This is a genomic window from Klebsiella sp. GG_Kp175, assembly GCF_040062325.1.
Lineage (GTDB): Bacteria > Pseudomonadota > Gammaproteobacteria > Enterobacterales > Enterobacteriaceae > Klebsiella > Klebsiella quasipneumoniae.
Map to the genome: position 1 here is coordinate 592,425 of NZ_JBEAFX010000002.1, position 23,358 is coordinate 615,782.

The 23,358-nt window shown below is 55.0% G+C and carries 19 protein-coding genes and 2 tRNA genes; 14 read left to right on the forward strand and 7 right to left on the reverse strand.

Annotated features, from left to right (window positions below):
• Positions 1–204: 204 nt before the first annotated feature.
• The 5 genes from ABLU73_RS05915 (at position 205) to ABLU73_RS05935 (ending at position 4,827) form a co-directional block, all read left to right on the forward strand.
• Positions 205–1,134, forward strand: coding sequence for a formate/nitrite transporter family protein (locus ABLU73_RS05915; RefSeq protein WP_004201800.1), 930 nt, complete (start codon positions 205–207; stop codon positions 1,132–1,134).
• 89 nt (positions 1,135–1,223) lie between these two features.
• Positions 1,224–1,298, forward strand: a tRNA-Arg gene (locus ABLU73_RS05920).
• Positions 1,299–1,661: 363 nt separating this feature from the next.
• Positions 1,662–2,999 carry a sensor domain-containing diguanylate cyclase gene (locus ABLU73_RS05925; RefSeq protein WP_156234154.1) on the forward strand — a complete coding sequence of 446 codons (1,338 nt, stop codon included), beginning with the start codon at positions 1,662–1,664 and terminating at the stop codon, positions 2,997–2,999.
• A 118-nt stretch (positions 3,000–3,117) separates the two neighbouring features.
• Positions 3,118–3,600 (forward strand): WbuC family cupin fold metalloprotein, encoded by a 483-nt coding sequence (locus ABLU73_RS05930; protein ID WP_043520206.1) that lies wholly within the window; start codon positions 3,118–3,120, stop codon positions 3,598–3,600.
• A 366-nt stretch (positions 3,601–3,966) separates the two neighbouring features.
• Positions 3,967–4,827 (forward strand): hypothetical protein, encoded by an 861-nt coding sequence (locus ABLU73_RS05935; RefSeq protein WP_264924701.1) that lies wholly within the window; start codon positions 3,967–3,969, stop codon positions 4,825–4,827.
• Between the two features lie 30 nt (positions 4,828–4,857).
• On the opposite strand, the gene cynR is transcribed toward ABLU73_RS05935, so the two are convergent.
• Positions 4,858–5,766, reverse strand: coding sequence for a transcriptional regulator CynR (cynR, locus tag ABLU73_RS05940; RefSeq protein WP_017899498.1), 909 nt, complete (start codon positions 5,764–5,766; stop codon positions 4,858–4,860).
• A 132-nt stretch (positions 5,767–5,898) separates the two neighbouring features.
• Between cynR and ABLU73_RS05945 the strand changes: the two genes are divergently transcribed.
• The 3 genes from ABLU73_RS05945 to ypdK all read left to right on the forward strand — a co-directional run bounded on the left by ABLU73_RS05945 (position 5,899) and on the right by ypdK (position 7,959).
• Positions 5,899–6,357 carry a nucleoside deaminase gene (locus ABLU73_RS05945; RefSeq protein ID WP_004202034.1) on the forward strand — a complete coding sequence of 153 codons (459 nt, stop codon included), beginning with the start codon at positions 5,899–5,901 and terminating at the stop codon, positions 6,355–6,357.
• On the forward strand, positions 6,354–7,550 hold the full coding sequence (locus ABLU73_RS05950; protein WP_106938822.1) for a CynX/NimT family MFS transporter: 1,197 nt from the start codon (positions 6,354–6,356) through the stop codon (positions 7,548–7,550). Before ABLU73_RS05945 ends, ABLU73_RS05950 begins: the two co-directional genes overlap by 4 nt.
• Positions 7,551–7,887: 337 nt before the next feature.
• Positions 7,888–7,959: a membrane protein YpdK gene (ypdK, locus tag ABLU73_RS05955; protein ID WP_099119320.1), complete on the forward strand. Its 72-nt coding sequence runs from the start codon at positions 7,888–7,890 to the stop codon at positions 7,957–7,959.
• Positions 7,960–8,028: 69 nt separating this feature from the next.
• On the opposite strand, the gene alaC is transcribed toward ypdK, so the two are convergent.
• Complete coding sequence (gene alaC / locus ABLU73_RS05960) at positions 8,029–9,243, reverse strand: alanine transaminase (RefSeq protein WP_004202031.1); 1,215 nt, start codon at positions 9,241–9,243, stop codon at positions 8,029–8,031.
• 382 nt (positions 9,244–9,625) lie between these two features.
• On the opposite strand from alaC, the gene ABLU73_RS05965 reads away from it, so the two are divergent.
• Both ABLU73_RS05965 and ABLU73_RS05970 read left to right on the forward strand, forming a co-directional pair.
• Entirely contained in the window at positions 9,626–11,323 is a 1,698-nt protein-coding gene (locus tag ABLU73_RS05965; RefSeq protein WP_136023301.1) for a sensor histidine kinase, read from the forward strand.
• Positions 11,324–11,334: 11 nt separating this feature from the next.
• Positions 11,335–12,072 (forward strand): LytTR family DNA-binding domain-containing protein, encoded by a 738-nt coding sequence (locus tag ABLU73_RS05970; protein ID WP_004202028.1) that lies wholly within the window; start codon positions 11,335–11,337, stop codon positions 12,070–12,072.
• Between the two features lie 54 nt (positions 12,073–12,126).
• Here the strand turns inward: ABLU73_RS05970 and glk are convergent, their stop codons facing one another.
• Positions 12,127–13,092, reverse strand: coding sequence for a glucokinase (glk, locus tag ABLU73_RS05975; protein ID WP_004202027.1), 966 nt, complete (start codon positions 13,090–13,092; stop codon positions 12,127–12,129).
• A gap of 263 nt (positions 13,093–13,355) precedes the next feature.
• Between glk and ABLU73_RS05980 the strand changes: the two genes are divergently transcribed.
• Entirely contained in the window at positions 13,356–14,591 is a 1,236-nt protein-coding gene (locus ABLU73_RS05980) for an ion channel protein (RefSeq protein ID WP_023318842.1), read from the forward strand.
• Here ABLU73_RS05980 and ABLU73_RS05985 read toward each other — a convergent pair.
• Positions 14,588–16,249 (reverse strand): thiamine pyrophosphate-binding protein, encoded by a 1,662-nt coding sequence (locus ABLU73_RS05985; protein WP_017899493.1) that lies wholly within the window; start codon positions 16,247–16,249, stop codon positions 14,588–14,590. The two genes, ABLU73_RS05980 and ABLU73_RS05985, sit on opposite strands and share 4 nt — an antisense overlap.
• Before the next feature lie 180 nt (positions 16,250–16,429).
• On the opposite strand from ABLU73_RS05985, the gene ABLU73_RS05990 reads away from it, so the two are divergent.
• Both ABLU73_RS05990 and ABLU73_RS05995 read left to right on the forward strand, forming a co-directional pair.
• Positions 16,430–17,422 carry an aldo/keto reductase gene (locus tag ABLU73_RS05990; RefSeq protein WP_264924702.1) on the forward strand — a complete coding sequence of 331 codons (993 nt, stop codon included), beginning with the start codon at positions 16,430–16,432 and terminating at the stop codon, positions 17,420–17,422.
• 130 nt (positions 17,423–17,552) lie between these two features.
• A complete protein-coding gene (locus tag ABLU73_RS05995; protein ID WP_023318845.1) occupies positions 17,553–17,912 on the forward strand; it encodes a DUF2502 domain-containing protein in 360 nt (119 codons plus the stop codon).
• Positions 17,913–17,969: 57 nt separating this feature from the next.
• Here the strand turns inward: ABLU73_RS05995 and ABLU73_RS06000 are convergent, their stop codons facing one another.
• Positions 17,970–19,211 (reverse strand): Nramp family divalent metal transporter, encoded by a 1,242-nt coding sequence (locus tag ABLU73_RS06000; RefSeq protein WP_049093299.1) that lies wholly within the window; start codon positions 19,209–19,211, stop codon positions 17,970–17,972.
• Between the two features lie 345 nt (positions 19,212–19,556).
• On the opposite strand from ABLU73_RS06000, the gene nupC reads away from it, so the two are divergent.
• Entirely contained in the window at positions 19,557–20,759 is a 1,203-nt protein-coding gene (gene nupC / locus ABLU73_RS06005; protein ID WP_012540950.1) for a nucleoside permease NupC, read from the forward strand.
• 48 nt (positions 20,760–20,807) lie between these two features.
• Here nupC and ABLU73_RS06010 read toward each other — a convergent pair whose 3' ends face one another.
• Together ABLU73_RS06010 and ABLU73_RS06015 are read right to left on the reverse strand one after the other, a co-directional pair.
• A complete protein-coding gene (locus ABLU73_RS06010; protein WP_080841613.1) occupies positions 20,808–22,979 on the reverse strand; it encodes an EAL domain-containing protein in 2,172 nt (723 codons plus the stop codon).
• 209 nt (positions 22,980–23,188) lie between these two features.
• Positions 23,189–23,264 (reverse strand) — tRNA-Ala (locus ABLU73_RS06015).
• Between the last annotated feature and the right edge of the window lie 94 nt (positions 23,265–23,358).

The following is a 23,358-nucleotide window of genomic DNA, read 5'->3' on the forward strand; positions in this document are numbered from 1 at the left end:
TGTAACAGCACGTTGAACGATGTCTATATCACCCAAGTTGTTGATTTGATCATAGCCTGGGAATAACGAGATCGCGGGGCTCCTATTCTAGCGGAGCGATAAAAATCTGGCGTAACCATTTTTGCGATTTAAGAGTATCCCCAGCCAGTCGCCAGGGAAAGCCGCTACGCTTTAACTAGATAACTTGTCAGCGAGGGCCGTGAAATGGATGAACCAGACGATAACAAATTAAAGCCTGCGGATGACGAACGCGAGGTCGAAAGTGAAGAAAAACAGCGCGGTGAAGAGATAGAAGTTGACGAAGATCGCCTTCCCTCTCGGGCGATGGCGATCCATGAACATATTCGCCAGGAAGGGGAAAAAGAGATGGAGCGCGATGCGCTGGCCCTGCTGTGGTCGGCGATTGCGGCCGGTCTGTCGATGGGCGCCTCCCTGCTGGCGAAAGGGATTTTTCACGTCAAGCTGGAGGGGATCCCTGGCGGATTTTTACTCGAGAACCTCGGGTATACCTTCGGCTTTATTATCGTGATTATGGCCCGCCAGCAGCTGTTCACGGAAAACACGGTCACCGCCGTACTGCCGGTGATGCACAATCCCACCCCCGGAAACGTCGGTTTGCTGATGCGGCTATGGTCGGTGGTACTGGCGGGCAATCTCATCGGCACCGCGGTGGCCGCATGGGCCTTCAATTATATGCCTGTTTTTGATGAGCCGACCCGCCAGGCCTTCGTCAGCATCGCCGAAGATGTGATGAAAAACAGCCCGACGGAGATGTTCGCCAATGCGATTATTTCCGGCTGGCTGGTCGCCACCATGGTCTGGATGTTTCCCCTTGCCGGCGCCGCCAAGATCGTGGTGATCATTCTGATGACCTGGCTTATCGCCCTGGCGGATACCACCCATATCGTGGTGGGCTCGGTAGAGATCCTCTATCTGGTATTTAACGGAAGCCTTCCCTGGAGCGACTTCATCTGGCCGTTCGCCCTGCCGACGCTGGCGGGAAATATCTGCGGCGGAACCTTCATCTTCGCGCTGTTGAGCCATGCGCAGATCCGTAACGACATGAGCAACAAGCGAAAAGCAGAAGCCCGCGCGCAGGCCGCCGGAAAAGCCAAAAACGCCGACCGGGCATAAAAAAAGCGCTCAGAATGGCGAGGGTTTAAGCAGTCAGACGGTATGGCACTTACTCAGGCGGGCGAAAAACGCTATACTCGTGCCGCCTTGTCCCCTTAGTTAAATGGATATAACGAGCCCCTCCTAAGGGCTAGTTGCAGGTTCGATTCCTGCAGGGGACACCACGCCCCTCCTGTTTTATGACGGATCCACGGCGATTTTTGATGATTTTTCTGCAGCTCCGGTAGATAGTTCACTCAAGCTAGTACCGACCTGATCATCAATGCCCCTCCCTGTTAACGCACAAAGTGATTTATTTATAGATATAAAACCCGTTGCGCCATTCCTCTTTTTAAAAAGAGGAAAACACCAGTGATCATTTTACAAATAAAAAGAAAGACTCACAGGAAAAGATGAGTTGTAAAACGTAATGATATCGTCAGCAGCAACCGCACGAAAAGCATACTGCTCACTCCTCACCGTCATTCACAATATTGATATTCACGATCATAACAACATAGTTTTCTTACCCTGACAGGTATGACCTAATGAACAGGCCTTCAGCCTCATCAACGCTCCGGACACCGTTGTTTTTTATAGTATCTATACTGGCGCTATTTTGCTTAATTAATTTTACCACAACCTACATTAACACGATAACGACCCCGGCGCCGTTGTTGTTTTACGGCATGACCCTTATTATTCTGATATTTTACTTTTTAATATCAATAACTATCGCTTTAAAATACTTAAGTGATAAACGCTGTCTGTTTCTCATACCCGTAGCCTGTGCCTTTATTGGCTCTGCCATAATGATGATTCTTGCGTTACAAAATTACAGCAAACTGTTTTATTGCAATCTCAACGACTCAATCTCATACAATGAATTTCTGCGATATTACTTTTACCGCAACGCCTTAACACTCACCCAAATCACCACCGCGGCATTAGTATCCAGATTTCGTTCGCATCGCCTGCTGGCCTCCCATAATCACATTATTATTACCTTTGCCTGCATAAGCCTTACTTTAGCTATCGTCCTGATTGTTGGATTTTCCTCAATGCACTTGTATGAACCAACGATACGCTTAGCCAGTAATATAATGGTTTACATGTGGACGCTCCTCTTTTTCACGACGATTGCATTAACCCGCTTCAGAAATATATTCTGGACAGGAATCTATTTTTACTGCTTCGTTTATATCTTAACCTTCTCTTTCTTAACAACCGCAGATGTCGCTAGCGAAAACACATGGTATAAAGCGAGGCTTTTCGAAACGCTGGGCACCCTGATCTTTATTATTATTATTTTCCTTAATGCGTTTAAGCTTTATCAATTATCCAACAATAAATATGAGAATGCCTATCAGAACTCGATTCGTGATTATCTGACGCAGCTGTACAACCGTCGCTATTTTTACCTTGCGCTGACAAAAAAAATGCAACGGGTCTCTGTGCAAAAACCATTGTCTATCTTGTTATGCGACATCGATCATTTCAAACGCATAAATGACAAATATGGCCACTTTCAGGGAGATCTTGTTATTCAGTATGTAGCCTGGGTTCTTCAGGATCAGGTTCGAAGAGATGATATTGTGGCCAGAACAGGCGGCGAGGAATTTGCACTATTACTGCCTGACGTTGGCCAACTGCAGGCGCAACTCATCGCCGAGCGGATTCGTCAGGCTATTATCTCCCCAGGCGACGTCAGCAGCAGGGTTAAACTCCCCGAGAGCGTCACGATCAGTATCGGCCTTGCCACTACGGAGGATCCTAAAACGGTAGAGACTGAATTACTTAACCGCGCCGACGACGCCCTGTACCAGGCAAAAAAAGCAGGAAGGAATTGTGTGGTTGCCTGGCAGAAGTCCTCCTGTACTCGATAGCCTCGACAATTAACCGACAGCAACACGCTTTCTGCGTACAATATCGCGTGGCCTGGGCGTCAACCTGCCGCCCTGCCGATGAAACACTCTCTGGACAACAAAGGAGCCAGGCGTTGGTATGAAACAGATCACCCTTAGCGATATGCAGCAGCAGAGCGAAGCGGCAGCCACTTCCCCGCGCTTACGTGCCCATCGCAATTTTCACCCTGAGCTGAGCGATCCGGTGCAGCGCCTGGCTATCGCTATGGAACCCGGCACCTATATCCGCCCGCACCGGCACCGACATACTTTTGAACTTTTGCTGTCGCTGAAAGGCCGCTTTGTGGTGCTAAATTTTGATGACCATGGCGTGATTACTAACCGGGTGGTGCTGGGTGAAACCTGCACGGCCCTGGAAATGGAGCCCGGCACCTGGCATACGGTGCTCTCACTTGACGCAGGAGGAATGGTATTTGAAGTCAAACAAGGCGCTTATCAGCCGCTTGCTGAAATCGACACCATGGACTGGGCGCCAGCCGAAGGGCAGCCGGGAACCGCGGAGATGATGGCCTGGTATGCCATCGCGCAGCCGGGGGATCGCTATCCCTCTGTCAGCCGATAAGCATGGCCGCCGCAAACGGATGCCGAGAGCGTCCGTTTGCGTTATCCCTGTCGTCATGGCATTTATCTCGAGAGCCGCATTTTCCTCATGCTGTGTTCTCCCTCGTCGGAGTCATTAATAAAAAATAACAAAAAAGTGTTGTATTCAGGCGCTAAGCAAACTATTTTTCTCGAGCGAAACAAATGATAGGATTACGCAGTCAAGTTAATATCTGACGTAACAATAAGAATAATCAACTTATCGATATAATATTCTCAACGTGAATGCATTTCATTAATCAGGTCATTAAACCCAGGCAATAAAACGTGGCTGTTAGATGATTACGCCCAATACTAACCGCTATTTTTTCAGCAACAAAAAAACCTTATGAATATAACAGAACGGAATATCTGGAAATTAAATAATTTACCGCCAATGGAGTATTGTTCTCTCCCCCGGGCGCAAAAATTACTAAACTGCGAAATTGAAGATATTCTTCACTGGCATGATATCGGCGCGATCAATCTATGCCTGAAGCTTAACCCGACGCGGGGAACATTAAAACTCGCCGTCCTTTCTCATCAGGAAAAAGAAGTAACCAGCACATTTAATCCACTCAATTCATCGGAGACGGTGGAAACCTTCTGGTCGCCACACTCTCATGTCCATAGCATTCTGCGGCTTGATGGCGATATTCCCGTCATGGAAACCCTGCGCGGGAATACCGTCACGCAGTTCAACGTCAAGGTCACTGCGTCAGGTCTCTGGCATCCGCACAGCCGGAATTTAATGGCGTTACTGGAGGCGCCTGACGATATTCATCATGAAAACAGGCTCAGCATGATGCTGCCTGAGAAACCGTTTGTATATTGTCACTTCATTCCGCAGGAGGCAGAAAACCCCACCCTGTCATTGAACCGGCTCTATATTACCAGTCAGGCAATTGAGAAAATATTTGCCCATAGCATTAGCGCCCGACCGATGGATGTCACAAAAAATCCGCTACGGCAACAAACCGGTTATATCCATCAGGAATTAACCTCCCTTCCGCAAAGTGAGGTACTGCTGGAATTTATCCACGATCTAATTCAGTCCCATACTTTATTTAATGTGAAATTGCAGAAGATGGCTGAGCCAGACAAGACCCAGCTCTTTCATCACGTGCTGGAAAGGCTTAAGGAGGAAGTCATGCTGAGAGAGGATGTCCTGCCCAATGAGGCCGACTTCAGCAGCGCAACCCACAGTTAGTCCAGGCTCGCCGCCGAGCGACGCAGGCCGTCAGGCAGGAGGCAGGCGGTTTTCCTGCTCAAGCGTTAGCGCAATCTCCCGCGCCAGGGCGATAAATTCGCGTGCCGCGGCGCTCTGCCATGCATCCCTGCGCTGTAGCAAACAGGCCGTTCGCTGCAGCAGCGCAGGTTCGAGCTCAATAGCCACTACATCATCAAACTGCCCGGCGATCGCCGCCGGCAGCAGTGTCGCAAGGGGCGTGCGCCGAATGACCGACATAACGGCGCCGATAGAGTTGGCCTCCATCCGCACGTCAGGTTCGAGCCGATGACGACGGCAATAACGATCGATCTGCTCCCGGGTGGCAAACTCGCTGCTCAGTAAAATCAGCGGCTGCGCGTCGAGCGCCTGCAGCCGGAGCGCGTTCTCTCTGGCCAGAGGATGACTGCGGCTCACCACCAACGCGAGGGTTTCCGTCAGCAGCGGATGAACGACAATATCCCGGGAACGGCTTTCGTCAAAGGCAATGCCGACATCCAGTTCATCCTGCAGCAACATCGTTTCCATGCGCTCCTGGTTCATCTCCTGAATCAGCAATTTCACTCCGGGGTAGCGTCGATAGTAGTTTTCCACCAGCGGTCCCAGCATATAGGTGGTGAAGGTCGGCGTCATGGCAATGCGGAGTTTGCCACGCTGCAGATCCTCAGCGTCATGCAGAGCGCGCCGCCCTTCCTCAAGATCGCGTAACGCCCGGCGGGCATACTCCAGCCAGATCTCTCCGGCATCGGTTAACCGGGTATAACGGCCAGAACGATCGAAAAGCTGAACCTCCAGCATGGCTTCAAGCTGGCGGATCTGCTGTGACAGCGCAGGCTGGGAGACGTGCAGCGCCGCGGCGGCGCGAGTAAAGCCACGGTGTTCTGCCACGGCGATAAAGTAGGAAAGATGGCGCAGGAGCATCCGCTTACCTATAAGTAATTCAACTAGGGTTAATCATAAATAAGTCTTTTAACTTATGAAACAAGTTACGTACCCTCTACGCACGACCCGTTGCCTTTTTTTCCCTGAACAGCATCTTATGCAGGAGTGACTATGTCCGCTCACGATCGCTATCTCCAGCGCGCCCTAACGCTGGCAAACCACAACATCAGCCACGGCGGTCGTCCCTTTGGCGCCGTGCTGGTGCGCCATGACGAGGTTGTCGCCGAAGCCGTCAATACCTTTCATCTAAGCGGCGACCCAACGGCGCATGCCGAACTGAATGCCGTCCGCGATATTGCCGCCAGGCTGGGGAGCGAGGTTCTGCGCGAGTGCGTTATCTACGCCAGCGGACAACCTTGCCCGATGTGTCTTAGCGCCCTCTATTTAACCGGCGTGCGGGAAGTGTTTTTCGCCAACAGCAATCAGGACGGAGAACCTTTCCAGCTATCTACCGCCGCGATTTATCAGCAGTTGCAGCAGCCGCTGGCGCAGCAGACGTTGCCGATCCATCATCGCCCGCAGCCGGAGGGGCTGGCAGTTTATCAGCGGTGGGCGGAACAGCAGCCATGAAAGCCGTATTGCGACAGAATCTGACGCTGGGGATCCTGGTGCTGATCGGCATAAATATGCGACCGCTGCTCACCTCCATCGGCCCTTTGCTTCCGGAGATCCGCGCCGCCAGCGGGATGAGCTATACCCTGGCCGCGCTACTGACCGCCCTGCCGGTGATAGCGATGGGCGTGCTGGCGCTGGCCGCCGGTTCGGTCGATCGTTATGTCGGTCAAAACCGTAGCATTGCGCTAAGCCTGCTGATTATCGCGGCGGGCGCCCTGCTGCGGGAAATCGCTCCGAATAGCGGCCTACTGCTCACCAGCGCCCTGGCCGGAGGCGTTGGCATCGGCATAATCCAGGCTGCCATCCCGGCGGTAATTAAGCGCTTGTTCGCCCGCCGGACGCCGCTGGTGATGGGGCTATGGTCAGCGGCGCTAATGGGCGGTGGCGGGTTAGGCGCTGCGTTTACGCCATGGCTGGCGTCGCATAGCACAGCATGGCGGGATGCGCTGGCCTGGTGGGCGCTCCCCGCCCTCCTCGCCCTGTTCAGCTGGCTGGCGATTTGTCGGCACCTGCCCCGCGCCCCGCATCAGACCAGCGCCGCGCCCCGGGTGGCGATTATTGGCCAGCGCCGCGCCTGGACGCTGGGAATCTATTTCGGACTGATCAACGCCGGCTACGCCAGTCTAATCGCCTGGCTGCCGCCCTACTATATGCAGCTTGGCGACAGCGCCCAGTACAGCGGCTCGCTGCTGGCGCTGCTGACGGTTGGGCAAACCGCGGGCGCGCTGCTGCTGCCGGCGCTGGCTCGCCAGGATGACCGGCGCCAGCTTCTGCTGCTTGCTCTGGCGCTACAGCTGATTGGGTTCTGCGGCTTCATCTGGCTGCCGCAGCACTTCCCAGCGCTTTGGGCCCTCGCCTGCGGCGTGGGTCTGGGCGGCGCGTTTCCCCTGTGCCTGGTGCTGGCCCTCGATCACGCCGGGCAACCGACGGTGGCCGGCCGGCTGGTAGCCTTTATGCAAGGTATCGGATTTATCATCGCCGGCCTGTCGCCCTGGCTTTCCGGCCTGCTGCGTAGCCTGAGCGGGAACTACACCCTTGACTGGTCCTGGCATGCGCTTTGTGTCCTGTTACTCATGGCGCTCACGCTGCGCTTTATCCCAGCGCACTACCCGGCCGAGTGGCGACAGCGCGCCTCTGATCTGCATTAAACCGGCGGCGCGTGGCAACCTGAATGCCGCGCGCCAAGCCTGACTAGCCCCGCTAATCTCACTAACGAGAAACCCGTTTTGGTAGCGTCGCTGGCGCTAAATTTATTATCGGGCGAAATTAATGTGTCGCCGAATCACGACACTCGTAAGTAACTAAAAATTAATAAAAAAATGCCCCTTGTTTCCCTGATTTTTTAGGCGTACATTAGCGCCATCTGGAGCACTAAACGCACAGAATTGCGAGCTGCCGCAGGGTGAGATTTCACCGGCGACAGCCCTTGAAAAACAGAACAATTAATTCATTTGAACGTCGCATAAGCGCGTGGAGTAATGAGTCGTGAAATACTTCTTTATGGGTCTCTCTTTTATGGTCATCGTTTGGGCCGGTACTTTTGCCCTGATGATCTAGACTGCAGCGGTGTCAAAAAAACGGGAGCCCACAGGTTCCCGTTTTTGTTATAGCGTATTCGCCGAAGCGCTAGCTCGCAGCGGGCAGTAAGCCATCAGCGCGGAACATCGCTTTGATGCCGCGGATCGCCTGACGCGTCCGGTCCCGGTTCTCGATCAGCGCGAAGCGGACATGGGTATCGCCATAATCGCCAAAGCCAATCCCCGGAGAGACGCAAACCTTCGCTTCGTTAAGCAGCTTTTTCGCAAACTCCAGCGAGCCCATGTCGGCATAAGGTTCCGGAATTTTCGCCCAGACGTACATGGACGCCTTCGGACACTCAACCATCCAGCCGGCCTCGTGGAGCCCTTTCACCAGCACATCGCGGCGGCGCTTATACTGTTCAGCGATATCCCGCACGCATTGCTGATCGCCCTCCAGGGCCGCTATCGCCGCCACCTGCAGAGGCGTAAACGTGCCGTAGTCATGGTAGCTTTTGATGCGGGCGAGCGCGTTCACCAGGGTCTTATTCCCGACCATAAAGCCAATGCGCCAGCCGGCCATGTTATAGCTTTTCGACAGGGTAAAGAACTCGACGGCGACATCGCGCGCGCCGGGCACCTGCATAATGGAGGGCGCTTTCCAGCCGTCATACACGATATCGGCATAGGCCAGATCGTGGACGACCAGGATGTCATACTGCTTCGCCAGGGCGACAACCTTTTCAAAGAAATCCAGCTCGACGCACTGCGCGGTCGGATTCGAGGGAAAGCCAAGGATCATCATCTTCGGCTTCGGATAGCTCTCGCGGATGGCGCGTTCCAGTTCGTTAAAGAAATCCACCCCTTCCACCAGCGGCACCGAGCGCACCTGCGCCCCGGCAATCACCGCGCCGTAGATATGGATCGGATAGCTGGGGTTCGGCACCAGCACGGTGTCGCCATGATCCAGCGTCGCCAGCATCAGGTGCGCCAGCCCCTCTTTCGAACCAATGGTGACAATCGCTTCCGATTCCGGATCGATATCGACGTTATAGCGTTCTTCATACCAGCGCGAAATAGCGCGACGCAGGCGTGGGATCCCCCGCGAGGTAGAGTAACCATGGGTGTCAGGCCGCTGCGCGACGGTGCAGAGTTTTTCCACGATATGCGGCGGCGTCGCGCCATCGGGATTGCCCATACTGAAATCGATAATATCTTCGCCGCGCCGGCGCGCAGCCATTTTCAGTTCGGCAGTAATATTAAAAACGTACGGGGGGAGACGATCGATACGCGTAAAACGGCGTTCAGGACTGGATTCAGCCATAGGTTCCTCTGATTAACGTTAGCGCCCGGACCGTCCGAGCGACGCTGCCGCTGTTGCGGCTCGTTTAGAAAATAACCTGAAAAAAAACACGTTGTCGAGAGCCCTGACGAAAAATAATCACTGGCGTTAAAAACGGGTATCGTCTGCGCTAAATACGGCAGTACGCCGCGGGATGAATACCGTTTTGTATGCAAGTGGTAACATATTGATATCTTTTCTATCACCGGTATTTATCGTTTCCCCTGCTGTCTAGCGGTACATCGCCCCCCACCAATCAATCCCCTTTTAAAAGTGCGTCTTTTCCTCATTATTTTTCTGCGGCTGGTCTTCTGTCGTCAGGTTTTTTATCATGTTCTTTTCTGGCCACTGACGCGGCGCACCCATGCACGAAATCTTTACTATGATGCTGGCGGTCTATGATCGTGCGGCCCTGATGCTTATTTGCCTGTTTTTCCTTATTCGCCTGCGCCTGTTCCGCGAACTGCTGCATAAATCAGCGCATACGCCGAAAGAGCTGCTGGCTGTCACCGCCATCTTCTCGCTGTTCGCGCTCTTCAGTACCTGGTCCGGTGTGCCGGTGGAAGGATCGCTGGTAAACGTGCGCATCATCGCCGTGATGTCCGGCGGGATCCTGTTTGGCCCATGGGTGGGAGCCATTGTCGGGGTGATTGCCGGTGTGCACCGCTATCTGATTGATATTGACGGCGTGACCGCTGTACCCTGCTTTATCACCAGCATCATCGCCGGTCTGCTGTCGGGGTTGATTAACCGCAAGGTGGCCCGCGATCAACGCTGGAAAATCGGCATTCTGGCCGGCATGGTCTGCGAGACCCTGACCATGATCCTGGTGATAGTCTGGGCGCCCTCTCTGAGCCTCGGCCTGGATATCGTCTCGAAAATTGGTATCCCGATGATCCTCGGCAGCGTCTGCATCGGTTTTATCGTGCTGCTGGTGCAGAGCGTGGAAGGGGAAAAGGAGGCCAGCGCCGCGCGGCAGGCGAAACTGGCGCTCGACATTGCCAACAAAACCCTGCCGCTGTTCCGTCAGGTCAACAGCGATTCTCTGCGCCAGGTTTGCGACATCATCCGCCGCGACATTACCGCCGACGCGGTGGCAATCACCAATACGGAACACGTGCTGGCCTACGTGGGCGTCGGTGAAGCCAACTATCAACACCATGACGATGTCATCAGCCCCACCACCCGACAGGCCATTCGTTATGGAAAGATCATTATAAAAAACAATGACGAAGCCCACCGCACGCCGGAGATCCACTCCTTAATGGTCATCCCGCTGTGGGAAAAGGGGGTGGTCACCGGCACGCTAAAAATCTATTACTGCCACGCCCATCGCATCACCTCGACGCTGCAGGAGATGGCGATTGGCCTGTCACAAATCATCTCCACCCAGCTGGAGGTTTCCCGCGCCGAACAGCTGCGGGAGATGGCCAACAAAGCGGAGCTGCGCGCTCTGCAAAGCAAGATTAACCCGCACTTTTTATTCAATGCCCTGAACGCGATCTCCTCCTCGATTCGCCTTAATCCGGACACCGCGCGCCAGCTCATTTTTAATCTGTCGCGCTATCTGCGCTATAACATCGAATTAAAAGACGATGAGCAGATCGATATCAAACGAGAGCTGTATCAGATCAAAGATTACATCGCCATTGAACAGGCGCGATTCGGCGACAAACTGACGGTCATCTATGATATTGACGACGACGTCAGCTGCGTGATCCCGAGCCTGCTTATCCAGCCCCTGGTGGAAAATGCCATTGTGCACGGCATTCAGCCGTGTAAAGGGAAAGGGGTGGTGACGATCGGCATCAATGAGTGCGGCAATCGGGTTCGCATCAGCGTTCGCGACACCGGCAACGGCATCGATCCCGCCGTGGTCGCCCGCGTGGAAGCCGATGAAATGCCAGGTAACAAAATCGGCCTGCTCAACGTTCATCATCGGGTGAAACTGCTCTACGGCGAGGGGCTGCATATCCGCACCCTGACGCCAGGAACGGAAATCGCCTTTTATGTCCCCAATCACTCTACGTCGCAGGCGCTGACGGAGTCTCTGTTGTCATGAGCGGAGAAAAGATGAAAGTTATCATTGTGGAGGATGAGTTTCTGGCCCAACAGGAGCTCTCCTGGCTTATCAACACCCACAGCCAGATGGAGATCGTCGGCAGCTTTGACGACGGCCTGGACGTGCTGAAATTTCTCCAGCACAACAAGGTCGACGCCATCTTTCTCGATATCAATATTCCGTCGCTGGACGGCGTTCTGCTGGCGCAAAACATCAGCCAGTTCGCCCATAAGCCTTTTATCGTTTTTATCACCGCGTGGAAAGAACACGCCGTGGAAGCCTTTGAGCTTGAGGCGTTTGACTACATCCTCAAGCCCTACCAGGAGTCGCGCATCATCAATATGCTGCAGAAGCTGACCGCCGCCTGGCAGCAGCAAAATAACGCCGCCTCCGGGCTAGCCAGCGCGGCGCCTCGGGAAAACGACACCATCAATCTGATAAAAGATGAGCGGATCATCGTCACCAGTATCCATGATATCTATTATGCAGAGGCACACGAGAAGATGACCTTCGTCTACACTCGCCGGGAGTCTTTCGTCATGCCGATGAACATTACCGAATTCTGCAGCAAACTGCCCACCGCACATTTCTTTCGCTGTCACCGCTCGTACTGTGTGAATCTCAGCAAAATTCGTGAAATTGAGCCATGGTTTAACAATACCTACGTGCTACGCCTGCGCGACCTGGAGTTTCAGGTTCCGGTCAGTCGCAGTAAAGTGAAAGAGTTTCGCCAGCTGATGAATCTGTAGACGGCGGGGAGCCCCGCCTTGCCGGGCTACGGCGGTAGCCCGGGAGGAATGCGCTTACAGCACCTGACCCAGAGTCTGACGCAGATGCGCGCCGGAGCCCAGCAGGCCTGGGTTGTCATGCACGATCAGGTAAACCGGGATATCCTGGACATAGGCTTTAAATCGGCCTTTGTCCTCAAAACCGCCGCGGAAGCCGGAGGCTTTAAAGAACTCCAGGAAGCGCGGCACGATGCCGCCGGCGATATACACGCCGCCAAACGTCCCCAGGGTCAGCGCCAGGTTTCCACCGAAGCGCCCCATAATGACGCAGAACAGCGACAGCGCCCGGCGACAGTCGGTGCAGCTATCCGCCAGCGCCCGCTCGGTGACCTCACGCGGCTGCAGGTTCTCCGGCAGTCGACCATCCGATTTGACTATCGCGCGATAGAGGTTGACCAGACCAGGCCCCGAGAGCACGCGTTCTGCGGAGACGTGCCCCAGTTCAGCGCGCAGCTCTTCCAGAATAATGCCCTCTTCTTCACTGTTCGGCGCAAAATCGACATGGCCGCCTTCGCCAGGCAGGCTGACCCAGCGCTTATCAACGTGCACCAGATGGGCTACGCCCAGCCCGGTTCCGGCGCCATAAACGGCGATCGGTTTGCCGGCTACCGGCGCGCTGCCGCCGAACTGAATCAGGTGCTCAGCTTTCAGCATCGGGATGGCCATTGAAACGGCAGTGAAATCGTTAATAATCTCCAGGTGCGCAAAGCCAAGGTTGCGCTTCATCTCGGCGATGGAGAAGGCCCAGGTATGGTTGGTCATCGCCACCCAGTCGCCGGTGATCGGGCAAGCGATGGCGATACAGCCTTCGCTGACCGTCACCTGATGCTCCTCGAGATAGACGCGCACCACCGCCTCCAGACTGGGGTAATCGAGCCCGGAATAGGTCTTTGCACGAGAGATCTCTCCGCTCGCCAGATCACACAGCGCCAGGCGGGCGTTGGTCCCCCCGACATCTCCTACTAAAGCAAATTTTGTCATTCCGTTACGGCTCCGCTAAAGTCAAAATAAATCTTTTGGCACACTGTAAATTCATGGCGGCTTAACAACAACGTCCAACTCGCGGACGCCCCTTGTTTAGCGACACAGGTCACATTTAGTTTGTAATCAATGCAAAGTAGCCTATTAACGAGGCCACGGGTATCAGACGCCGCCTTAACTTTATCGTTTCAGCACCATTTGCATCGACGGTCCCCGTCGACAAAGGCAAAGTAGTGCTCCTGAACTTTAACAAGGACATTTTCATGCTCCATCCTCGCGCCAGAACAATGCTGATCCTGTCGGTGCCAGCTATCCTGATTGGCATCGCCTCCAGTTTGATCCTGATCGGCGCGATGAAAGTTGCCGCGTTGCTGCAGCGCTTTCTGTGGAGCAATCTGCCTGTGCAGTTTGGGGTGAGCGCCGACAACCCGCTGTGGATCATCGCCATTCTCACGGCGACGGGGATCGCGGTGGGCCTGGTCGTCCGTTACAGCCCGGGGCACGCCGGGCCGGACCCGGCGACCGAGTCGTTAATCGGCGCGCCTATTGCCACCGGCGCGCTGCCCGGGCTGCTGGCGGCGCTGATCCTTGGCCTCGCCGGCGGCGTCAGCCTGGGCCCGGAGCATCCAATTATGGTGGTGAATATTGCGCTGGCCGTCGCCGTCGGCTCCCGACTGTTCCCCCGGGTCAGCTCTCTGGACTGGACCATTCTCGCGGCCTCAGGCACCATCGGCGCCCTCTTCGGCACCCCGGTGGCCGCCGCGCTGATTTTTTCGCAAACCCTGAACAGCAGCAACGAGTCGCCGCTGTGGGATCGTCTGTTTGCCCCGATGCTTGCCGCCGCCGCGGGCGCGCTGACGACCGGGCTGTTTTTCCACCCCCACTTCACGCTGCCGATCGCGCACTATAGCCAGATGCACTTCGTCGATATCGTCAGCGGCATGATCGTCGCCCTGATCGCTATCGCTGTCGGTATGGTCGCCGTCTGGTGTCTGCCGCGCCTGCACACGCTGATGCATCGCCTGAAAAACCCAATCCTGACGCTGGGCCTCGGCGGCTTGCTGTTAGGGATCCTTGGAACCATTGGCGGACATTTAACGCTGTTTAAGGGGCTGGATGAGATGCAGCAGTTGGCCTTCAGCCAGACGCTGACCGCCTCGGATTATCTGCTCATTGCGCTGGTCAAACTGGCTGCGCTGGTTCTCGCCTCGGCCTGCGGCTTTCGCGGCGGGCGGATTTTCCCCGCGGTCTTCGTCGGCGTGGCGCTGGGGCTGATGCTGCATGCCCACGTGGACGCCGTGCCGGCGGCAATTACCGTCTCCTGCGCGATCCTCGGCATGGTGCTGGTCGTCACCCGCGACGGCTGGCTGAGCCTGTTTATGGCCGCTGTGGTGGTTCCGGACACCACGCTGCTGCCGCTGCTGTGCATTGTGATGCTCCCGGCCTGGCTGCTGCTGGCCGGGAGGCCCTTAATGATTGCCAGACACCATACCGACTAAACGCGGCTGTTTCGTTCCTCCAGCGCCTGCGTCACCGCGCGCAGGAAATCGGGGATATCCATTTTCGGCAGCATCACTTCCACCAGGGTGAGAGTATCGGAGGTGATACTCTCCGCCATCGCCTCCCGTAGCTCAGCAGTGTGCGTAACCCGCCAGCAGCGCGAGGCAACGTCCGGGGCGAAGGCTTCCGGCAGGCGCCGCCAGTCCCACAGGGCAATATCATTGTAGCGCTGCTCCGGACCGTGAATCGCCCGTTCTACGGTATACCCTTCGTTATTAAGCAGCAGAATAAGCGGCTTTTGTTTATCGCGCAGCATAGAGCCCATTTCCTGAATCGTCAGCTGGGCGGCGCCATCGCCGACGATCAGCACCACCCGCCGCTCTGCCGCCGCGGTTTGCGCGCCATAGGCGGCCGGGAGGGTAAAACCAATCGATCCCCACAGCGGCTGGACGATCAGCGATGCCTCAGAGGGGAGCTTAAGCGCCGCGATGCCAAATGCCGCCGTCCCCTGATCGGCGAGGATAATATCGCCGGGGCGCAGCGCATCCTGCACTGTCGACCAGAAATTCTTCTGGGTTAACTCGCCTTCGCCCTCCTCTTCCACTTCCGGCGCCACGACCTGAGGCGCCGCCCACTCCGCTGCCAGCGGGGCGGAAAGCGTCATTAATGCAGCCAGGGCTTGATCCATTGGCACGCCGCTGAACCAGTGATCGCCCACCCTGACGGCGAAGGGCTGGATCTCAATGGTCTTCTCCCGCGCCAGATGCTGGGTGAACCCTGCGGTGATAGTGTCGGTGAAGCGCGTACCAATGCAGATGATGGTGTCGGCGTTTTCGATAGCCTCCCGGGTCTGCGGCGCGCTGGCGATGCCGCTGTAAGTGCCGACAAAACCTCTCTGCTGCTCATCGAACAGCCCCTTGCCCATGAGCATGGTGGCGTGGGCGACGGGGGTTTTCGCTACCCACTCCCGGAGCGTGTTCTGCAGGCCATAGCGTTGCGCGAGGAAGTCTGCCAGCAGGGAAATGCGTCGACTGCCCCGCAGCAGGCGGCTAGCATGTTCGCAGAATCCGGCGAGCTGGTTTTGATCCGCCGGAGCGGCCTCCACCAGCAAGCGCTGCGCTGGGGCGATCGCTGCCGCTCTGGCGACATCGGCCGGCAACATCAGATAGCCGGGTCGATGATGCGTCAGCATATCGCGCAGAACACGGTCGATCTCATGGCAGGCGTTGCCAGCGGTCAGCAGCGCCTGGCTACAGGTGATCTGCTCGCTCATTCGCGCAAAATGGCGGAAATCGCCGTCACCCAGGGTGTGATGCAGCAGTTCGCCGCGCTGCTGAGCGCCAGTGGAGGGCGCACCGACGATATGTAATACCGGAATATGCTCCGCATAGCTTCCCGCCACGCCGTTCAGGGCGCTTAGTTCGCCGACGCCGTAGGTTGTTAATAACGCGCCGGCCCCCTTAATCCGTGCGTAACCGTCAGCAGCATAGGCCGCATTCAGCTCGTTGGCGCAGCCGACCCACCCCAAGGCGCTGTGCGCGATGACGCGATCGAGAAACTGTAAGTTGTAATCTCCTGGTACGCCGAACAAGCGGTCAATACCGCAGTCAACGAGGCGATCCAGCAGATAATCCCCAATAGTGTAGGTCGGTTGCATGTCCATTATCCTCATTTTGGTGCAGGTGTAATTTGAGTATTGAATAAGCGATCCGCCTGTCCAGAAGGGGGACGATAAAGCCGGTGTAAAGCAATAGTTACGCCCAAAAAGCGGTGTACTCCACGCAAAACATTGATTAGTGTAAACGTATACACACCCTGTTTTATCTGCGGAGGAAGAATGGTTTACCAGGCAAGCACCACGCGATATCAAACGATGGCCTATCGTCGCTGCGGGAGCAGCGGCCTTCAGCTCCCGGCTATTTCTCTCGGTCTGTGGCATAACTTTGGCGATGAAACGCGGGTGGAAACCAGCCGGCAGATGCTCCTGCACGCGTTTGATCTCGGCATTACCCATTTCGACCTGGCCAATAATTATGGGCCGCCGCCGGGCTCGGCGGAGAGCAATTTTGGCCGCATCCTTAAAGAGGCCCTCCTGCCCTATCGCGATGAGTTGATCATCTCCACCAAAGCGGGCTACACCATGTGGGACGGCCCTTACGGCGACTGGGGTTCACGCAAATACCTGGTGGCCAGTCTGAACCAGAGCCTGCGGCGCATGGGGCTGGAGTATGTCGATATTTTTTATCATCACCGCCCGGACCCGGAGACACCGCTGACGGAAACGATGCGCGCGCTCGATCATCTTGTCCGCCAGGGTAAAGCGTTGTACGTCGGCCTCTCTAACTATCCGCTCGCCCAGGCGCGAGAAGCGGTGAAAATCCTTAACGACCTCGGCACCCCCTGCGTCATTCACCAGCCTCGCTACTCCATGTTTGAACGCGGTGTGGAAGAGGGATTACTGGATTTTTTGCATACCGAAGGGGTGGGAAGTATAGCGTTTTCACCGCTGGCCGGCGGGCAGCTAACCGACCGCTATCTTAACGGCATTCCGGCAGACTCACGCGCCGCCAGCAGCAGTCGTTTTCTGCAGCCGGAGCAACTGACCAGCGCCAAATTAGAAAAAATTCGTCAGCTGAATACGCTGGCGGAAGCCCGCGGGCAGAAGCTGTCGCAGATGGCGCTGGCCTGGGTGCTGCGCGAGGAGAAAGTCACCTCCGTGCTGATCGGCGCCAGCAAAACCGCCCAGCTGGATGATGCGGTAGGGATGCTGAAAAACCGTCATTTCAGCGCCGGGGAGTGCGCGGCGATTGATGCCATCCTGGCGCTGTAAAGCAAATGTTACTTTAGCAAAAAGTGCTCTTTTCTGCGCTTTCGGAGTTCGTCCGATGCGACGGGTCTTTACCGGCCCGTAATATCAGGTTAACAGGCCGCTTACGGCCCCGATCGTGAAGGAGAAGAGTATGTTCAGGTCACTGATTCTGGCAGCAGTACTGCTGGCCGCAGCGCCACTAGTCGCTAACGCTGGTGAAATCACCCTGCTGCCATCGGTAAAATTACAAATAGGCGATCGTGACAATTACGGTAACTACTGGGACGGTGGCGGCTGGCGCGACCGTGATTACTGGCGTCGTCACTATGAATGGCGTGATAACCGTTGGCATCGTCATGACAACGGCTGGCACAAAGGCTGGTACAAAGGCAGAGATAAAGCCTGGGAGCGCGGCTATCGCGCGGGCTGGAGCGACCGCGACGACCATCGCGGCGGCTGGGGACGTGGTCCCGGCGGACGCGGTCACGGTCATGGACATGGCCATCACTAACAGACGAAAAGGGGAGCCCATCGGCTCCCCTTTGCTTTATTCTGCAGCAGGAAGTCATCAATCCACCCCGAGCAGCGATCCCACAATTAACCAGCCGTTCAGGCTCACCACGATGGCGACTATCGCCCAGCCGATGCCTCTCACCCAACGGGTATTCACCAGGTCTCCCATTAGCTTTGCATTGCTGGTAAATATCAGCAGCGGCACCAGGGCAAGCGCAATACCAAAGCTGAGCAACACCTGACTCATCACCAGAATACGCGTTGGATCCAGTCCCAGCAGAATGACGACAAACGACGGCAGCATGGTGACCGCCCGGCGAAACCACAGCGGAATATGAAAGCGGATGAAGCCCTGCATGACCACCTGGCCTGCGAGAGTCCCCACCACCGTCGAGGATAAACCTGCAGCGACCAGGCTGAGGCCAAAGATAGTCGCCGCCGCGTGGCTCAGCAGTGGCTCAAGCGTTCTGTAAGCCTGATCGAGATCGGCGACGCCGGTATGGCCGTTGAAGTGGAATGCCGCCGCGGCGGTCGCCATCATCGCCAGGTTAACGAACCCCGCAATGGTCATGGCGATCGCCACATCCCAGCGGGTCGCGTTATAGCGTTCTTTTCGCGTCCCGCCGTGCAGATGCTGGGTAAGCGAGGAGTGTAAGTAGATCACGTGCGGCATAATAGTGGCCCCCAGCACCCCGGCGGCTAAGAATACCGCCTCGCCGTTGGGCAGCGTAGGGATCGCCAGCCCTTTGGTCAGGGGAGCCAGCGCGGGCTGGGAAAAGATCAATTCAACGACATAGGCGACGGCAACAAACAACAGCAAGCCGCCAATCACCTTCTCCAGCGGTTTTTGCCCGCGCCGCTGCAGCATCAGGATCAGGAAGGTCGCCACCCCGGTCAGCACCGCCCCTTGCAGAAGCGATACGCCCAGCACCAGCTTAAAGCCAATCGCAGCGCCGATAAATTCGGCCAGATCGGTGGCCATGGCGATGATTTCCGCCTGTACCCAATAAAACCACACCACCGGGCGCGGGTAATGGTCGCGGATCTGCTCGGCCAGGTTTTTACCGGTGGCAATGCCCAGTTTGGCAGAGAGCACCTGGATCAGCATCGCCATCAGGTTGGCCCATACTACGACCCACAGCAGCTGATAGCCAAAGCTGGCGCCAGCCTGAATATTCGTGGCGAAATTACCCGGATCGATATAGCCAATGGCAGCGACGAAAGCGGGCCCCATTAAGGCGAACTTCACCTTGCGCGCGGCGCGACTACTGCTATTCTCAACGCGACTGCTAGTCATCTTCTGCCTCTGGAAATATAGCCTTTGCTATGTTTCATGCTATCAAAATGCGAATGATTATCAAGTTCATTTAGAATGGAGATAATAATTGCTGTGATAGGAGGGAACAATTGCTGGCCGGATATGGAAAAGGGCGTCAGAAAATCCGATCGCGCCAAATATTAAGAGTAGTACAAGAATGCAACTTTTAAAACCTTTACGTAACATAACAAAAGTGGATGTTTGATCACTATTTTTGCCATTGGTCACAGTTCCTTGCAATAGTGTGCAATTGATCTCGTTTTCTTTAAAGCCGTTGCATAGAATGTGCACGGAAATTTAACCTGCCTCATATTTGGAGCAACTATGGACCGCGTCTTGCATTTTGTCCTCGCGATCGTTGTGGTGGCTATACTGGCCCTGTTGGTCAGTCATGACCGTAAAAAGATCCGTATTCGTTATGTTGTTCAACTGCTTGTCATTGAAGTCCTGCTGGCCTGGTTCTTCCTCAACTCCGATATTGGTCTGGGTTTTGTGAAAGGCTTCTCCGAGATGTTTGAAAAACTTCTCGGCTTTGCCAACGAAGGGACAAACTTCGTGTTCGGCAGCATGAACGACAAAGGTCTGGCCTTCTTCTTCCTTAAGGTTCTGTGCCCTATCGTCTTCATTTCCGCTTTGATCGGTATTTTGCAGCATATTCGCATCCTGCCGATTGTTATCCGCGCCATCGGTACCGTGCTGTCGAAAATCAACGGCATGGGCAAACTGGAGTCCTTCAACGCCGTCAGCTCGCTGATCCTCGGCCAGTCGGAAAACTTTATTGCCTATAAAGATATTCTCGGCAAAATGTCGCGCAACCGTATGTACACCATGGCGGCGACCGCGATGTCCACCGTATCGATGTCCATCGTCGGCGCGTATATGACCATGCTGCAGCCGAAGTACGTCGTCGCGGCGCTGGTGCTCAACATGTTCAGCACCTTTATCGTGCTGTCGTTGATTAACCCGTACCGCGTGGAAGAGAGTGAAGAAAATCTGCAGATGTCGAATCTGCACGAAGGTCAAAGCTTCTTCGAGATGCTGGGCGAATACATTCTGGCGGGCTTTAAAGTTGCGATTATCGTGGCGGCGATGCTGATCGGCTTCATCGCGCTGATCTCCGCGCTGAACGCCCTGTTCGCTACCGTGACCGGCTGGTTCGGCTACAGCATCTCCTTCCAGGGGATCCTTGGCTATATCTTCTACCCGGTCGCCTGGGTGATGGGTGTGCCGGCAAGCGAAGCGCTGCAGGTGGGTAGTATTATGGCCACCAAGCTGGTCTCCAATGAATTCGTCGCCATGATGGATCTGCAGAAAATCGCCTCGACGCTCTCCCCGCGTGCGGAAGGCATTATCTCTATATTCCTGGTCTCCTTCGCCAACTTCTCGTCTATCGGCATCATCGCCGGGGCGATTAAAGGTCTGAACGAAGAACAGGGCAACGTGGTTTCACGCTTCGGTCTGAAGCTGGTTTACGGCTCCACGCTGGTCAGCGTACTGTCTGCTTCAATTGCGGCTCTGGTTCTGTAACAGGCGCCAGTCCTCTGAGCCGGGCAATGTCCGGCTTTTTTTTACCCGTCATTCGCCCAGCGGCCGGGGCTTGCCCACCAGGTAGCCCTGCAGATAATTCACCCCCAGCTCCAGCAAGCGCGCTTTTTGCGGTTCGCTTTCGACATATTCCGCCACCACGCTCATCTGTTTCGCCCGCGCCATCTCAACAATCGATTTCACCATAATGGCATCCAGCGGGTCAGTGAGGATGTCGCGAACGAAGCAGCCGTCAATCTTGATGATATCGGCCTGCAGATGCTTCAGTCGTTCATAGTTCGCATACCCGGTGCCAAAGTCATCAATGGCGATGGCACAGCCAAACGCGCGCAGCGCTTCAAGATTTTGCTGGCTGATGTCGGCATTGGAAAAGGCCTGCTCTTCAGTGACTTCAATAGTGATAAGGCCTGGTGAGACCGCATAGCGTTGAAACAGCGCGATAATCTGCGCGGCGCTGTCCTTTTGCATCAGAGTTGCAGGCAGCAGATTGACCGAGAATCGCTGGCCAGGGTGCTGATGAAGCACGCTGAACAAGGTCTCCAGCACCAGCATGTCGAAACGTTGGCTGAGGTTAAACTGCACAATCAACGGGATAAACTGATCGGGCATAATGACGCTATCGCCACAGCGCATGCGGGTGAGGATCTCATGATATCCCTCCCCTTCCCTGTTATGAATCGGCTGCGCATAGAGCATCAGCGCCCGCTCTTTGAGCACCTGCTTGACGCGCATGAGGAGGCGCACCTGTTCGGTGGTTTGATCCACCACCAGCTCCTGCTCCTCATCCAGGGCCAGCACCCGACGTTCGCTGCCCGCCTGTTCGGAAAGCCAGCTTAGCTGACCCAGCATCTGGTGAAGACCCTCGCGCTGACCGTCGTCGCGGCCCCAGGCCGCGCCAAACTCCAGATCCAGCGGCTGATTGTGCCAGCTGAATTTTTTGTGGTTGAGAACCGCGACCATATGGTGCAAACGGGACGAAGGCTCCGGTCCGTCAAGCACGAGGATCAGTTCGCTGCCCGGCACCTGGAAAACTTTATCCGCCGCCCCCAGCAGCGGTTGCAGCGCCCGAATTATCTGCCGTTTACAGTCCACCCCCATCATCAGGCCATAATGCCTGCTGAGAAAGTCGAGATTATGAATACGCAGGCTGCAGATAACCTGCTGCGGGCAGCTCTGTAAATGGCTCTCCAGCGCGCGCAGGTTAGGCAAGCCAGTCAGCGGATCTTCTTCCGCCTGACTACGCCAGCGGCGTTTATTGCGGTCGCTACGGGCATAGGTGTCTGCCATATAAAACAAACAGATAGTAAAGGAGATCAGCACTGAGAGCACAAAGGATAATGAATACTCGCTTTGGACGCCCTGGAGAAAGTTTTTGTTATACACCACCAGTAAAAAAGCCGAGACCGACCATGAAATACGCAGCAGCGCATGACCAATTCGGCTAATCCCGATAAAGTAGACGATAAAAATCACCGGAACTAAATAACCGGCAATAAATTCAGACTGATACGGCGCACACAATAGCGTTAATATCACCGCCAGCGCAATAAACCAATATAGCGTAAAGGAACGATATTTTGCTGCCAGCCACGGTAAACATTCCTGCCGCCAGAAACGTCGGGCGTAGCGTGGATTGATAATCATCCGCATTGGATAATATAAAAAAGTGGTAAAAATTAATGCCGCGCTGATTAAACTTTGAATATCTATTACGGTATAAATCAATGGCATACTGCCAAAATAGCTGGTAATAGATAAGGGAAAAGCAAAATATTGCCCGGCAAGGTACATGGTGAGTTTCAGCAGCACCGGCGCGAAGAAGCCGCCCCAGAAGATCCGCGCTCCCATATGTTTTGCCGTCGGGCCACAGCGCCAGCGCTTACCCACCATCAGTCTTAGAATAGCGCAGGAGAAGAACACCGCAAACAGCTGACAAAAGAGTAAGATAAGCGCCTGCGGTAGCGTTAATTTAATAAGAAAGCAATTGGTGATGGCAAATGCGAGGATTAATGGCGCAATCGCATAGCGGCCAAAGATAAAAATAACAGAAAACATCACGCTAATGGGCAGCCAGGCAATATAAATAAGATTGCCATCAATAACCGTTTGCGGTGAAATAAAACGAGCCAGCGGAATAGCGACTAAACAGACGATAAAGGCCAACAGAGTTTTTTTGATATTAATGTTAATTTTATCAACCATTATTGTTAATTAAAACTCCGGCAACCTCATTACGTTTAATGGGGGAAATGTTATGTTGCTTATTTAGGGCAGGCAAGGTGATTTATCAGGAAAAAGTCTGAAATTACTTTCGATTTTAATTGCTGGAGATTAACTGACTTAAGCAGAAAATGCTTTACATGAAAATAGATAAAAACAAAAACCCCCGCCGAAGCGAGGGTTCTGAATTTTGGTGGAGCTAAGCGGGATCGAACCGCTGACCTCTTGCATGCCATGCAAGCGCTCTCCCAGCTGAGCTATAGCCCCACAGGACCTCTTTACGAACCAAATCCGCTGGGTGCAGAATTTGGTGGAGCTAAGCGGGATCGAACCGCTGACCTCTTGCATGCCATGCAAGCGC

What these genes read in the sequence shown, in the direction of transcription:
- ABLU73_RS05930 (WP_043520206.1), top strand. Translation starts at nt 3,118, where the DNA reads ATGAAACAGATCACCCTTAGCGATATGCAGCAGCAGAGCGAAGCGGCA.
- nupC (WP_012540950.1), top strand. Translation starts at nt 19,557, where the DNA reads ATGGACCGCGTCTTGCATTTTGTCCTCGCGATCGTTGTGGTGGCTATA.
- glk (WP_004202027.1), bottom strand. Translation starts at nt 13,092, where the DNA reads ATGACAAAATTTGCTTTAGTAGGAGATGTCGGGGGGACCAACGCCCGC.
- ABLU73_RS05945 (WP_004202034.1), top strand. Translation starts at nt 5,899, where the DNA reads ATGTCCGCTCACGATCGCTATCTCCAGCGCGCCCTAACGCTGGCAAAC.
- ABLU73_RS05950 (WP_106938822.1), top strand. Translation starts at nt 6,354, where the DNA reads ATGAAAGCCGTATTGCGACAGAATCTGACGCTGGGGATCCTGGTGCTG.
- ABLU73_RS05965 (WP_136023301.1), top strand. Translation starts at nt 9,626, where the DNA reads ATGCACGAAATCTTTACTATGATGCTGGCGGTCTATGATCGTGCGGCC.
- ABLU73_RS05990 (WP_264924702.1), top strand. Translation starts at nt 16,430, where the DNA reads ATGGTTTACCAGGCAAGCACCACGCGATATCAAACGATGGCCTATCGT.
- ABLU73_RS05970 (WP_004202028.1), top strand. Translation starts at nt 11,335, where the DNA reads ATGAAAGTTATCATTGTGGAGGATGAGTTTCTGGCCCAACAGGAGCTC.
- ABLU73_RS05925 (WP_156234154.1), top strand. Translation starts at nt 1,662, where the DNA reads ATGAACAGGCCTTCAGCCTCATCAACGCTCCGGACACCGTTGTTTTTT.
- ABLU73_RS05980 (WP_023318842.1), top strand. Translation starts at nt 13,356, where the DNA reads ATGCTCCATCCTCGCGCCAGAACAATGCTGATCCTGTCGGTGCCAGCT.
- alaC (WP_004202031.1), bottom strand. Translation starts at nt 9,243, where the DNA reads ATGGCTGAATCCAGTCCTGAACGCCGTTTTACGCGTATCGATCGTCTC.
- ABLU73_RS06000 (WP_049093299.1), bottom strand. Translation starts at nt 19,211, where the DNA reads ATGACTAGCAGTCGCGTTGAGAATAGCAGTAGTCGCGCCGCGCGCAAG.
- cynR (WP_017899498.1), bottom strand. Translation starts at nt 5,766, where the DNA reads ATGCTCCTGCGCCATCTTTCCTACTTTATCGCCGTGGCAGAACACCGT.
- ABLU73_RS06010 (WP_080841613.1), bottom strand. Translation starts at nt 22,979, where the DNA reads ATGGTTGATAAAATTAACATTAATATCAAAAAAACTCTGTTGGCCTTT.
- ABLU73_RS05995 (WP_023318845.1), top strand. Translation starts at nt 17,553, where the DNA reads ATGTTCAGGTCACTGATTCTGGCAGCAGTACTGCTGGCCGCAGCGCCA.
- ABLU73_RS05985 (WP_017899493.1), bottom strand. Translation starts at nt 16,249, where the DNA reads ATGCAACCGACCTACACTATTGGGGATTATCTGCTGGATCGCCTCGTT.
- ABLU73_RS05915 (WP_004201800.1), top strand. Translation starts at nt 205, where the DNA reads ATGGATGAACCAGACGATAACAAATTAAAGCCTGCGGATGACGAACGC.
- ABLU73_RS05935 (WP_264924701.1), top strand. Translation starts at nt 3,967, where the DNA reads ATGAATATAACAGAACGGAATATCTGGAAATTAAATAATTTACCGCCA.